Origin of the sequence: Granulicella tundricola MP5ACTX9, assembly GCF_000178975.2 — a bacterium.
GTDB classification, from domain to species: domain Bacteria; phylum Acidobacteriota; class Terriglobia; order Terriglobales; family Acidobacteriaceae; genus Edaphobacter; species Edaphobacter tundricola.
Genome location: NC_015057.1, coordinates 274,852 through 288,295, shown reverse-complemented (window position 1 = coordinate 288,295; position 13,444 = coordinate 274,852). Strand labels below are relative to the sequence as shown.

8 protein-coding genes are annotated in these 13,444 nt (G+C 59.9%); 5 read left to right on the top strand and 3 right to left on the bottom strand.

The genetic code is table 11. From position 1 onward, the window contains the following. The first annotated feature begins 314 nt into the window (after positions 1-314). The 4 genes from ACIX9_RS19885 to ACIX9_RS19870 all read left to right on the top strand — a co-directional run bounded on the left by ACIX9_RS19885 (position 315) and on the right by ACIX9_RS19870 (position 4,500). Complete coding sequence (locus tag ACIX9_RS19885) at positions 315-893, top strand: hypothetical protein (RefSeq protein ID WP_013572886.1); 579 nt, start codon at positions 315-317, stop codon at positions 891-893. Positions 894-1,127: 234 nt separating this feature from the next. Next, a complete protein-coding gene (locus tag ACIX9_RS19880) occupies positions 1,128-1,841 on the top strand; it encodes a ParA family protein (RefSeq protein ID WP_013572885.1) in 714 nt (237 codons plus the stop codon). Continuing rightward, positions 1,838-2,218, top strand: a complete 381-nt coding sequence (locus ACIX9_RS19875) for a hypothetical protein (RefSeq protein ID WP_013572884.1) — start codon at positions 1,838-1,840, stop codon at positions 2,216-2,218. Before ACIX9_RS19880 ends, ACIX9_RS19875 begins: the two co-directional genes overlap by 4 nt. Positions 2,219-2,937: 719 nt before the next feature. Continuing rightward, positions 2,938-4,500, top strand: coding sequence for a replication initiator protein A (locus ACIX9_RS19870; protein WP_013572883.1), 1,563 nt, complete (start codon positions 2,938-2,940; stop codon positions 4,498-4,500). A 108-nt stretch (positions 4,501-4,608) separates the two neighbouring features. Here ACIX9_RS19870 and ACIX9_RS19865 read toward each other — a convergent pair whose 3' ends face one another. Genes ACIX9_RS19865 through ACIX9_RS19855 form a run of 3 tightly spaced genes read right to left on the bottom strand, consistent with a single transcriptional unit; the run spans position 4,609 to position 9,393 of the window. Beyond that, positions 4,609-5,541, bottom strand: a complete 933-nt coding sequence (locus ACIX9_RS19865) for a serine hydrolase (RefSeq protein ID WP_013572882.1) — start codon at positions 5,539-5,541, stop codon at positions 4,609-4,611. A gap of 14 nt (positions 5,542-5,555) precedes the next feature. Beyond that, complete coding sequence (locus ACIX9_RS19860; protein WP_013572881.1) at positions 5,556-7,769, bottom strand: glycosyl hydrolase; 2,214 nt, start codon at positions 7,767-7,769, stop codon at positions 5,556-5,558. Between the two features lies 1 nt (position 7,770). Continuing rightward, positions 7,771-9,393, bottom strand: a complete 1,623-nt coding sequence (locus ACIX9_RS19855) for a DUF5597 domain-containing protein (RefSeq protein WP_198152237.1) — start codon at positions 9,391-9,393, stop codon at positions 7,771-7,773. A 499-nt stretch (positions 9,394-9,892) separates the two neighbouring features. Here ACIX9_RS19855 and ACIX9_RS19850 point away from each other — a divergent pair, with 499 nt between their 5' ends. After that, positions 9,893-13,402, top strand: a complete 3,510-nt coding sequence (locus ACIX9_RS19850; RefSeq protein ID WP_157478202.1) for a TonB-dependent receptor — start codon at positions 9,893-9,895, stop codon at positions 13,400-13,402. The last annotated feature ends 42 nt before the right edge of the window (positions 13,403-13,444 follow it).

The window sequence follows — 13,444 nt, the reverse complement described above, 5'->3', positions numbered from 1 at the left end:
CACGCCGATCGGGGGCCAATTGCCTGATTATGCATGGCTTAAAACGACGAAGGATTGACGCTGGATGAATATGGATGGTCTAACAGTGAACGTACCGTGAAAACCTCTCAGGAGAGCTCCACGGAGGTCCGAATCCCGCAGTCAGCCCGTTGCACCCGCGCCCACCGGACCTTATAGTCGAAAAGTCTTCCTGCGGGCGCCACCTCAGCCCTCCCCGAGGGGATATTGCGCGAACACGCACCTATCCGGTACCCTGTCCACACGCCTCACTTGCACTGAAAATAGTCCAAATATCGCGAAAAAGCAGGTTAACCATGCCCCGACCAATCTCTTGGCTCCCCCGTCTCCACCAGATCCGCAAGACCGTAGACTCCTCCGTCCGCTCCCACTACGAGCGCAAGGACATTGAAACCCTCTTCGAGCTCCAGCCCCGCGCCGCCCAACTCCTGCTCGAAATGCTCCCCACCACCCTCATCGGACGCTCCCGCCTCGTCGCCCGCGAGTCGCTCGCTGCCTTCCTCGAGCAGATGCGCGTCTCGGACGACCCCTCCGCCAAGCTTGAAGACATCCGCAAAGACCCGCCGCCACCCCCCCGCAGCCGTCTCCGCACCCTCATCCAGCGCGACCGCCACCCCATCTCCCTCGCCGAACTCCCCCCTGAGATCAACCTCACCACCGGCCGCCTCGAAATCCGCTTCACCACCATCGAACAGCTTGCCCGCCACCTCTACAGCCTCGCCCAGTCCATGGAGTCAGATGGCGACGAGATGGCCCGCCGCTTCGAAATCAAGCCCCTTACCCCACCCAACCTGGCCGACGATGACTCCCGAGCCCTCTTCCTCGAACTGGAAGCCATGGAAGCTACCCACCACTCCTCAAGGCGTCCAAATTAGTGAACTACAAACTACACAGCAGCTATCTATAAGCTATACAGCTGAAATGTAGCAACTACATAGCAATAAACACTCATCGATCTCACCTGTTATCTCGTTATGGTCATTTGTGGTGAGTGCATGGTGATTTGTGGTGCAGAAACACCACCATAAAACGCAATGTAGTTGCTATATAGCAGACAGCAGCAGTACAGTACTACCAGCTACCTAGCCGCTAGAAAGCCGGTATACAGCATGGTCATCGCAGTCTCAAACCCCAAGGGCGGGTCAGGGAAATCCACCTCAACCCTAATCCTTGCAACACATCTGGCCCACCTCGGAGCCAGCGTCTGCATCATCGATGCAGACCCCAACCGCCCCATTCAGGACTGGAAGATCAAGGGCAAATCCAACTCCACCCTCACCGTCATCGCAGACGTCAACGAATCCAACTTCTTCGACGTCCTGGACGCCCAGGTCCCCCACTTCCAGTTTGTTTTCATAGACTTAGAGGGGACTGCTAGCTTCCTCGTCTCCCGCGCCATCTCCGCCGCCGGCCTCGTCATCGTCCCCGTCCAGGCAAGCGCCATCGATGTCCGCCAGGCCAGCAAAGCCATCAAGATCGTCCAGGATGAAGAAAAAGCCGTTCGTCGCTTCGATTCCACCCGCTCTATCCTCTTTAGAATCCTCATGACCCGCACCCCCGCACCCGGAGCACCCGTCTCCGCTTCCCAAAAAGAACTCGAGCAAGACCTCCTCGCCGCCGGCATCCCCCGCTTCCAGACCACATTAGCCGAGCGTCAGGCCTTCAAAGCCATGTTCAACCTCCGCCTCACCCTCCAGGAGCTCGTAGGCGATAAGCGCGCCGGCAACCTCGCCGCCGCCTACGAAAACGCAGACCAGCTCGCCACCGAACTCGTCGCCCTCATCGCCCAGCAACCAGAAGCAGCAAAGGAGCCCGCCAAATGAGCAACTTCCTCGATCTCGAAGAAAACAAAGAAGAAGAACCCATCAAGCCCTCCGCCAACCTGCGCGAGCTCCTCGCCAGCGTCCCCAAATCCACTCCGCGCCCGCACCTCAATCCAGAAGTTTCGGACAAACTAGCCGCCCAGCACGGCTTCTCCAGCCGAGACCACTCCAGCCGCGATCTCACCCCAGCCCCCACTCCCGCACCCATCCCAGCCCCCATCCTTGGCCGCCGCACCCCCCGCGGAGCCCCCATCGAGGAGACCCGCCAACTCTCCATCCGTATGCCCATCTCCCTCTACGCCGACTTCCTCGCCTTCGCCGACGCCGCCCACCTCACCTACAGCGAAGCCATCCGCGAACTCCTCGACCGCCGCTAACCCACAGGAATCGCCCCAACCCAAACTCCCGAACCCCACTGGAAATTAAGTTCAAAGCCAACGCTCAGAAACCCTACTCAAAGAGGAATCCAGCCGGTTAACACCGAACCCGGCTGGAAACCAGACCTCCAACCCGCACCATACATGGTGCAACTTCCAACTCCCGCAACCCGAACCCAGCTGGAAAACAAGATCGTGATCAGCAGCAAAATCAGCGATATTTAAAACTCCATAAACATTGCAAGCAAGACACTTAGTTACCAGAACCTCCGCCAAGCCCCGAACTCGGCTGGAAACCAAACGTTCTCCGGAACCAGACACCCCGAACCCGGCTGGAAGAAGTTCCAGCCCAACTCAGGCTCTGAGCCCCATTTGCACCATTTGTTAAGCAACTGCAAGCCCTTAATCCCGAACCTGAGTGGAAAACCAGTCCCAAAATCCCCACCACACCCCTCCGCACCCAGCTGGAAATTCCCCGCACCCCGCTGGAATTCAACCCGAACCCGGTTGGCACACCCTCCGCACCCCGTTGGAACCCCGCTCCGCACCCAGCCGGAAGCCATTCCGAACCCGGCTGGAAATCATCCCGAACTCCGCTGGAAATATTTGCACCGTATCTGACGCAAACAAACCACTTCTCCACATCCAAAGTACTTACTTCTGCCTCATAGTCCTGCTGTTTGTAGCACAATTACAGGCAGTCACCCGGACGGACGACATTGGCCAAGAAAGCATCCTCACAAGCCGCAACCCAGACCGCGATTGCCGTGCCTGATGCCATTGATCTCATCCGGTTCGAGAAGAATCTCCTCCAGATAGGCTTCTTCAGCGCGCATGACCGCCGCTCTGCCGCCCCGGACCTCTCCCGCCGCATCGAGCAGTGGGTCAATCGCGACGGCAAGAAAATCCGCGCATCCGCCGAGTTCCGCTCCTCCCTCGGCCTCCCCAGCACCGCCGACCGCGACAAATACATGGCCTTCATGAAGATCGCCATGGAACGCAAGCTCCGTGAAGGCGAGATCACCAACCCCATCCGCTTCTCCGGCTACTCCATGCTCAAAGCCCTGGGCCTCTCAGACTCCGGCGCCAACTACGAAGACCTCAACCAATGGGGCATGCGCATGGCGGACACCACCATCACGTCGGAGCAGATCATCTACTCCTCCTCCCGCCGCCAGTTCATGAACAAAACGGTCCACGTCTTCCGCAGCTTCACGCGCGTAGGTGAAAGCGACCTCAACGGCTCCCACCAGACCGTCCAGTTCGCGGTCGAGCTCGAAGACTGGCTCCTTGAAAATCTCAATCAGTCCTACGTCGTCCCGGAGGACTTCACCCAGTACCGCAAGCTCGTCCGCCCCACCGCCAAGGGCATCTTCGTCTATCTTTACGTCTGGTTCTACGCCAGCCACGGCAAGGACGTGGAAAAGGACTACGCCGAGCTCTGCGCTCTCCTCAACGTCCGCGCCTACCAGCACGTCTCCAAGATCCGCGAGACCATGGGCCTCTCGCTTGACGACCTCGTTGGCATCGGCTACCTCCGCAAATGGGACATAGCCCCCATGTCGTCCAAAAAAGGCTTCAAGCTCATCCTCACCCCCGGCCGAGCCATTCTGGACGTGATCGCCAGCACCCAGCGCCGCCAGCTCACGCACCCCGCCAACGGCGCCGCCCCCATCCTCCAGCTCACCAACGAGCAGTCAGAGATCTCCGCCGCCCTCATCGCCCGCGGCATCAACCCGGAAAAGGCCCGTAGCCTCGCCCAGGGCAGGGAACTCGCCGCCGTGCAGGAGCAGCTTGAGTACCTCGACTCCGAAATCTCCCGCGACCTAAGCCGCAACGGTAGCAGACGCATCAAAAACCCCGCCGGCTTCATGATCGCCTTCCTGGAATCCGGCCAGCCCATCCCTACCACCTTCCCCTCCGCAATCAAGCGCAGCGAAGCCAAATCCCGCACCAACGGCACCGTCAAGCACCGGGAAGCTCAGGCCGCGGAGGACCTCGCGGAGATGCACCTGCGCGACCGCTACAAGTCCTGGTGCCTTGATCAAGCCACTGAAGCCATCGAGTCCCGTTTCACCCCGGACGAGCTCCAGGACCAGTTCAAAACCCTCCGCACCCGGCTGGCAAAAGACCCCCAGATCGCGGCCTCCTTGACCCGCATGACGCAAGACCAGCGCCGCCGCGAGCTCCTCAAAGCCCTGCAAAAAGAGGTCATCGCAGAACTAGACCTGGCATCCTACGAAGAATGGAGTCTCGCCAACGGCCAGGGCCTCCTCTTTTAGCCTCTCAACGCTCACGGCCTTAGCCTTTGTACTATCCCGCTCTGATCCGTCTTTCCCTTTGATCCGTCGTAAGCCTTCTCTTCAAAGCCCGCACTTCATTGGAAATCCTCACTTACCCACACTCACCTTGTACCCCGCAGCATCCATCCCCTCAGGCGACCACGCCTCAACGATCGCCTTACTCATCTTCGCAATCGTGACCTCGCCCTCATTATCCGCGGTCCATCGCCGGTCGGCATTCTCGTACGTAAACAGGCACATCACCACCGGCCCAGCCTTCGTACTCACGATCCCCGCATCCGCCCTCACCGCCTCCAGTGCCCCCGTCTTGTTCCCCACGGCCGAGTCGTTGTTCAGATACCGCGGCACACCATCGCGAGAGCCCTGCTTGTTCAGCATCCCCAGCATCTCCGTACATAAAGCCTCGTCACCAGGCTTGGGCGCAGTGATGAACTGGCACTTGTAGATCCGCTCCAGCACCTTAGCCATCTCGCGCCCGGTCGTCTTACCCAGCCCGTAGATCTTCTGATCCGCGGGCATGGGCTCAGTCGCAGGCGTAAACACCTTCTTATAAAGCCAAGTATTTTTGAGCCCCAATGCGCGAGTCTCGCCGTTGATATTCGCCAGTCCCAGCTTATCGATCGCAAGGTTCGTTCCCGTGTTGTCGCTCTGCGTGATCATCAGCATCAACACATCGCGCAGCGTCAACGTCAGCGGCGTATCGAACAACTGCAGAATCCCGCTGCCGCCCACCTGGCCGCTCTTCTTCAACACAATCGCATCATCCAGCTTCACCTTACCCGCCCGCACCTGCTCCATCGCATCGAACAGGATCGTCAGCTTGATCACGGACGCCGTCTGCACCACCTTGTCCGCGTCCAGGCCAACCGTCTCACCCGTCTTCAGGTTCTCCGCGAACACTGCCACCTTGCCATGATGCGCAGCGGCAATCTCCCGCAGCCTGCCTTCAAGAGGAGTGCTCTGCGCCACAGCACTCCCCAACATCAAAAACCACACAAAATACCAGCCAGGTCCGGGCATTTTGATTCCTCCGCTTACCTCACCACCAGTATGCGGGTCTCATACCCCTTCAGATCAAGCGGCACAGAAACTCCGCCGTCCATCTTCTTCGCCACAACCGCGCGGACCGTCCCAGTCTCAGCATCCCACGCCTCAATCTTCTTGCCCCCCGAGCCTTGCAGCATCACGGTATCGGTCTTCGCATCGGCCCCTTCATTGAAGAACAGATAGACCTCCGCATCCTTCAGCCTCCGGTGCGTATACCGTAGCGCACTGTCCTCGTGCGCCAGCTTCATCTCTTCAAAGCCCGTCACCGCAGACAACGCACGAACAATCGTAGGAGCCGCAAGCAGCTCTGTTGGCGCAACAGTAGGAGGATAGGCAGGAGGCGTCGGTGTCTCAGGCAGTTGAACATCTGTCACACTCTTCGCCCATGCAAACTCATCTGTCTTTGCCGCCCGCGCATCCAGCAAAGTCCTGCCAAACACCAGCCCTGGCGTCCGTCCCAGGAACAGCACGTGCCCACCCGCAGCGGCAAACTTCTTCAGCCGAGCCACAACCGCCTCGGACAACACACTCGCACCCGGCACAACCACCGTCCGCAGCCTGTTGCCACTCGCCGTCACAAACGCCGCCCCATCAACCTTCAACTCACCGCCCAGCGCATCCTCACTCACAATGTCGAAGTCGATCTGATGCTCTGAAAGCAGCCGCTCGGTCGAAACAAACATGGCATCGGACGAAGCATCGCCCATCCACATCGAACTCGATGGCAGATACAGCCCCACCGTCGCATCGGGCCTGCCCATCGACATCACATAGCTCATCCGACGCACATACTGCAGCAGCGCCGGATAAGCAGGGTCCTGCATATACTTCGCCGGGCCGCCCTTACCGCCGGTCGAGGCAGGGAAGTACATCGTCTCCACCAGGTTCACCCCGCGCACAAACTGCTCATTCAGGATGTACCGGGCCATCGTCACATCCGGCTCCGGCCGGTAAGCTGCAAAGCTCTCCGTAAACGCACGCGGATGCCCGTAAACATGCGAGGCCGAGGAAGCCAGGCGCGGAAAATCAGAAACAGTATCCGTCCAGATCTGGTGCCAGATCGAATCGATCCCTGGCACCTGCACGTACTTCATATCGCGGAAGAACTCACCCTCACTCTTCACCAGTTGCATCTCCATCTCTTCATGGTTCAGATGGACCTGGTACTCCAGGTGATTCGCCGCGCACCAGTCACCCTGCGGCTTGAAGAACCCATCCCGAAACATCTGCGAGATCACATCGTAATAATCCGCACGCGCCCGCTTCTGCACCTCGGTCAGCTTCGCATCCCGAGTCTCCTTCGCCATCGGAATCAGAAACGAAGCTACATACGGCCGAACGTCATAGCCCTTCACTGCCATGAAATGATCGAAGAACTTCGGCGTCCACGGAAGCCCGCCGATCGAGTAATCCGGCTCATCCCCTCGGAATCCCATCACCGTCTTGCCAAACTCATCCCCAATCGCCTTCTTGTAAGCCTCATGCGTAAACGCCAGGTACACCGCCGTAGCCGCCGGGTCCATATAGTCCTCCAGCGACTGCGACCCATCCTTCACCCGCTTCGGATTCGTGTCGGACCGCGTAGGCGAGGTCATAAACCTGTGCTCCACCACCATCACCGTCCAGCTCCCCGCCGGTGCCGTCCATGCAATCCCGGCATTTGTAACCGGAACAGGCACAGTCTTCCCATCTGTATCAATCGCCGTTACAGATACCGTCCCCGCCCCCACAGCCTGCTTGACGGTCTCACCACCCTGCGCCGGATACTTCGCCGCCACAGCCAACCCCTGCATCCTCAACTCCGGATGCAGCTCCGTAAACTTGCCCCCCGCAAACCCACTCGGATAACCGGCATCGTCCACGATCCAAACCCGCATATCCCGCTTCTTCGCCGCCAGCACAAACTCCCGGAAGAACCCCATATACTCCGGCGACAAATACGCCTGCGTCATCCCGTACCCCGCCTGCACGGTCACCGCCCCATACCCCAGCCGCTTCATCGTATCCAGATCCCGCTCGTACACGCTCGCGTCGACCGCCCCATTCAACCCGTAGTAAGGCTCCGGCCCATACTCCGCCGCAGGCGCTACCCACCCCTTCTTCACCTCATCCGCCGAAACCATCTGTATCTTCTGCCACGGCTGCTGCGCGCTCACACAGCAAGCCAAACTCATCATCATCCCCGCCAAAATTGTCTTCATCTCAGTAGCTCCCAATCTTCACTTTCAGCAGCGATCCCTTACCGCCAAAGTTCAATCCATAGTCCGTCTCATCGCCGTTCCAAAGCCGTCCCGGCACCCAAGTCTCCCCGTCATACCGCCCTTCTTCGACCGTCAGCATTTGCACCTGCGTCTTGCTATGCACCGGAGCCTCAAACATCACCCTGCAGTCGATCCCCGCCACCAGAAACTCCCCACCCCCCAGCTCCCCCACAACAACCCGCCCCTCATGCAACTGAGTCGTATCCGAGCTCACAGAGACCGGAGAAGCCGGAGGATCATAAGCCGGAGGAAAAGAAACCACCACCCTTACAGCAGATAAACCCGAGCCCAGCACAATCTCTTTCTGCGCGATCCCATTCTCCTCCACCGCCGTCCTCACCTTCCCCTCAAACGCCAGCTTCGCAAGCTCTCGGTCAAACCCCCCGAGCAGTCGAAACCCCTCAATCTGCGCTGAAGTCTCCGCATCCATCCCCTCCAGCCTCACCCGCTCCAGCCCAAAGTTAGCAAATCCGATCGCCCCCTCCCCCAGCGCGTAGTACAGATATCTCCCATACCCGCTGGCCCCCGGAAAAGGCTCAAACCCCAAACTCTCCGGAATAAACAGAGCATTCCCCCGAGTATGAAAAGCCTCCATCACCCCCCTGTACTGCTCGCTATTCGGCACATAAACATCCGGTGCCAGCAGCGCCAGCGACGGAGCCGCGATCTTCCAAACCCCATGCATATTCACCGTAGGGCCGCCGCTCGGATAGTCCTCCCCCGGCACCGTCTCAACCGGATACCCCCGCGGACTCTTCAGCCAGTTATTGACATACATCGGCAGCCCCAACTCCGCCTTCCCCGCCGCCGCCACCTGCTCGATATACCGCCCCACCGACCACGCAGCAAACGTCTCATCCGCATCCTCTCCAAAAACCTGCGCCCAAGTCCCAGGCCTCTTCCCCAACCCCCGAACCAACTCAGAAGGCACCGCCCCCGCAAACTCCCGCGCCCCATCAGCCCCAAAGTCCCTCACACTCCCCAGCGACCCCGACTCATTCTCCACCTGCATCATCACCACCGTATGCTGCTGGTCGGTCTCCTTCAGGTGCCGCATCAGCGCCGTGAAAGCCGCCTGATCCGCCGCCAGGTTCGCCGGAGCATTCGGACTCAGCACATCAATCGCTTTGCCCTCCCGAGTCTTCATCCGCGGATAAGCCACCGTATCCGCCTTCACCCATCCCGGCACATAGTGCGACCGCCCATTCTTCCACGTCCCAAACCAAAGCATCACCAACCGCACATGATGCGCCCTGGCCTGCGCCATCAAAGCATCCACCACCCCAAACTCAAACTTCCCCCGGGCAGGCTCCATCTGCTCCCAGTAAACCGGCACTTCGAGCGTATTCAGCCGCATCCTCTCCGTCGCCGGCCACAGCGCCTCCAGCCTCTCCGGCCAGCCGCTGCTGTTATCCACCTGCGCCCCCAGCACCCAGTACGGCCGTCCATCCACAAAAAGCGAAGCCCGCCCATCCCGCATCTCCACCCGCGGCAACTCCTGCCCGCCAGCCGTCGAACCGAAAATCAGCCCCATCCCCAAAGCCGCCGCAACCACCGTCTTCATCACGCGCACAGGTTTTTCCTCGCCAGAATCAAGGTGAACTATACCCTGCTCACCCCTCGTCTGGAAACGATTCCTCATTGAAAACTCCCGCCCATTCGCTCAAAACAAACCTTTGTCCCCCGCCCCCATCCCCAATATTGCCAGCCCGGTTCGGGAATCCACCTACACCCCCGTTGACCTCATCAACCCAAATTCCCTCCTTTTCGCATCGAATCGCTTGACACTCGTTATCCCGGAAGAGCATATTCACCAACGGCTCAATCGTTTGCCTAAAAGCCTTCCCCGGGATTCCTTTGTGAGAAGCGCATCCGACCCCAGCCCCGCAAGCACCACCCGAAAGTGAGCGCCCCGCCCGCCAAACCATCGGCAGACACCCATCAGCGGACGCCCTCACACCAAAATTCGCAACACCCAAGGCTTCACTGGAGGCAGTATGCAAGGAACCAAGACCCAACCCCGCAGTCAGTCCCGAACCAAACCATCAGCCCTACTCTCCCGGATGCTCCTCAGCACCGCCTTCACCACCGGCCTCGCCGCGTCCGCCCTCAGCCTCACCGTGCCCAGCGCCTACGCGCAGTTCCGCACCTCGGTCCAGGGCTCCGTCACGGACAACACCGGCGCAGCCGTCCCCAACGCCACCTTGACCCTGCAGAACCTGGCCACCAACGCCACCGTCACCCATACCAGTGATGCATCCGGCGTCTTCAACTTCAACGCCCTCCCGGCAGATCACTTCAAGCTCACCGTTACCGTCCCCGGCTTCAAGACCAAAGTTCTGTCTGACCTCCAGTTCATCCCGGAGCAGCCCAACAACCTCAACGTCCCCCTGGAACTCGGCGGCGTCTCTGAGACCGTCACGGTGGACGCGTCAGAAAACCCTATCCTGGACACCTCCACCGCCAATATCGGCGCAACCATCAGTGCGAACGACATCCAGCACCTCCCATCTTTCAACCGTGACGTCTTCACCCTCACCCAGCTGGCGCCTGGTGCGGTCAGCGATGGCTCCCAGTCAGCAGGAGGCGGTGTCAACTCCCTCCCCGGCAACCAGGGACCCGGCGGCTCCGGTTCGGGTGGCGCGGCTCCCACGGAAAACCGTCCTCAGGCCAACGCCAACGGCTCCCGTAATGACGCCAACGGTATCTCCATCGACGGCATCAGTACCGTCTCTGCAGTCTGGGGCGGCGCTTCCGTCATCACTCCCACGGAAGACTCCATCGATAACGTCCGCATCGTCACCAACGATTACGACGCAGAGAACTCCCGCTTCAGCGGCGCCCAGACCCTCGTTACCTCCAAGGCCGGCACCAACCACCTTCACGGCAGCGCCTTCATCGCCATCCATCGCCCCGGCCTCAACGCCTTCCAGCCTTCCACGGGCGTCGGTACCCCGCTGCGTGATACCGCTCGCTTCAACCAGTACGGCGGCTCCATCGGTGGCCCCATCTGGCGTGACAAGCTCTTCGCCTTCTTCGCCTACGAGTCCTCGCCCAACAACTCCACAGCCACCAGCACAGGTTGGTATGAGACCACGGCCTTCCGCGCCGCCGCACCATCCGGCAGCATCGCCTCCACCTTCCTCAACTTCCCCGGCAGCGCGGTAGCGGGGACCATTGTCACTACCGGCGAGACCTGCGCGCTCGTCGGCCGGGTCGAAGGCGTCAACTGCCGCACCATCGCCGGCCAGGGCCTGGACATCGGATCGCCGGTCAAGACCGGCCTCGGCAAGCAGGATCTCACCGCGGACGGAACCGCCAACAACCCAGGCGTTGGAGGCGGCCTCGATGGCGTTGCGGACGTAGCCTTCTACAGCACCGCCACCCCGTCCAGCTCATACTATCGCCAGTTCAACGGTCGCATGGACGGCAACGTCACCCAGAAGGATCACCTCTCCTTCACCATCTACTGGGTCCCCCAGGGCACCACAAACTACAACGGCGGAGCCCGCGCTTACAACCTTTTCAACCACGCTCAGGTTAATGATGCCTTCTCGGTCATCTACAACCACACCTTCTCGTCCAACCTGCTCAATGAGGTTCGTGCAAATGCCTCAGGCTGGCGCTGGAATGAGATCACATCAAACCCTCAGCAGCCAGTGGGTCTTCCGCAAGACAACATCACCTACTTCGGAACCTCCTCGGCCACGATCAACCAGTTCGGCTCTTCCCTCGGCAGCATCCTCAACCAGTGGACCTATGGCTACAAGGACATCCTGACCAAGGTAGCTGGTGCGCACACCATCAAGATGGGCGGCGATTACACCAACCTCCACTACCTCAACAACCCGATCGGCCGTCCAAGCTACAACTTCTACAACGTCTGGGACTTCCTCAATGACGCTCCCTACGCGGAGAGCGGCCAGTTCAACGCCGCAACCGGACTCCCCGGCTCCAGCCGTTCGGACGATCGGGAAAACCTCTTTGGCGGTTTCGTTCAGGATGATTGGAAGGCCCTGCCCAACCTCACCGTGCATGCCGGCATCCGTTACTCCTACTTTGGGCCGCTCTATGCCAAGCAGGGCAACCTCAACGGAGTCCAGCTCGGCGCAGGAACAGCTTCCTTCACCGGGCTCCGCGTTCGCAACTTTGACGGCCTCTGGACCCCGCAGAAGGGTAACTTCGGCCCGCAGCTCGGCTTCAACTACAGCCCGGACGCCTTCCACGGCAACCTCGTCGTCCGCGGCGGCTACGGTCTGAACTACAACCAGGAAGAGATCGCCATCACGGCAAACTCCGGCTTCAACCCCGGTTTGGCCAATCAGGCTAACTTCTCCTTTGCCAGCCCCTCCAATCCTGGAACGAACGGCGGAGACATCATCTATGGCATCTCCAGCAGCCCCACCTCCTTGAACGGATTTGCCGCAAACCCATTCACAAAAGCCGCGTATAACACCAACGGTCTGCCCGCCGCTGGCAATGCAAATATCATCATCATCGGGGACGGACACGGCAGCCTTCCCACAACCTATACCCAGCACTTCTCGCTGGATACGCAGTATCAATTGGGCAGGATCGCAGTCCTCTCTGCGGGCTACCAGGGCAGCGTAAGCCGCCACCTCATCAGCCACCAGACACCCAACTCCCTGGCCGTCGTCTCCGGGGCCGCGCTCAATCCCCTCGTTCCCAACGGCGGCGGAGACTTCTGGGATAACGAAGGCTCTGCCAACAACAACGCCCTGCTCCTGGAAGCCAAGCACAACTCCCGTCAGCTCTCGCTTGACGGGCAGTTCATGTGGTCCAAGAGCATGGACACCAACGGCTCCGGTCCGTACTATGAAGACCCCTACTACCCTGCCAACCCAGCCTTCTCCTACGGTCGGTCGGACTTCAACGTCGGTAAGTCCGTCAAGATCTTCGGCCTCTGGCAGCCCGTCTTCTTCAAGGGCCACAGCGCCTTGGAGAAGATCGGTGGCGGATGGTCGCTCAGCGGCATCTTCCAGTACCACACCGGCTTCCCCTTCTCGCCCTCGTACGGCATCGGTCAGTCGCTTTACTGCCAGCAGTGCGGCTATCAGAATGTCCGTCCGCAGTACCTTGGCGGAGCCGGAAACGATCACAGCAACCATGCCTTCATCAACGGCAGCAACTTCGCCAACCCCAACAACACGGCCATCCCCCTCACAGCCGTCGTCAACGGGCAAACGACGGTCGTTGCCTTCAACAACAAATACTTCAACGTTCCCAACTACGCCAACCTGATCCAGTCTTCCAATGGAGTCGAGTCAGCCAACCTTGCCCTTCCGGGGCAGCCGGGAACCGCTCGAAACTCCTTTGACGGCCCCAACTACCGCAACGTGGACGCCTCGCTTACCAAGTCTTTCGGCATCCCCAATACCCGTATCTTGGGTGAAGGCGCTCGCTTTGAGATCCGCGCGGACGTCTTCAATCTCTTCAACATCCTCAATCTGAACCCCGGCAGCGTAAACACCAACATCGCCGCCAACTTCGGACAGGACACCACAGCCCTCGGAGGCCGCACCATCTCCTTCCAGGGTCGCTTCAGCTTCTAACGAATCGCCTGTAACTCCAACAAAGCGAGGGTGCCCACAACG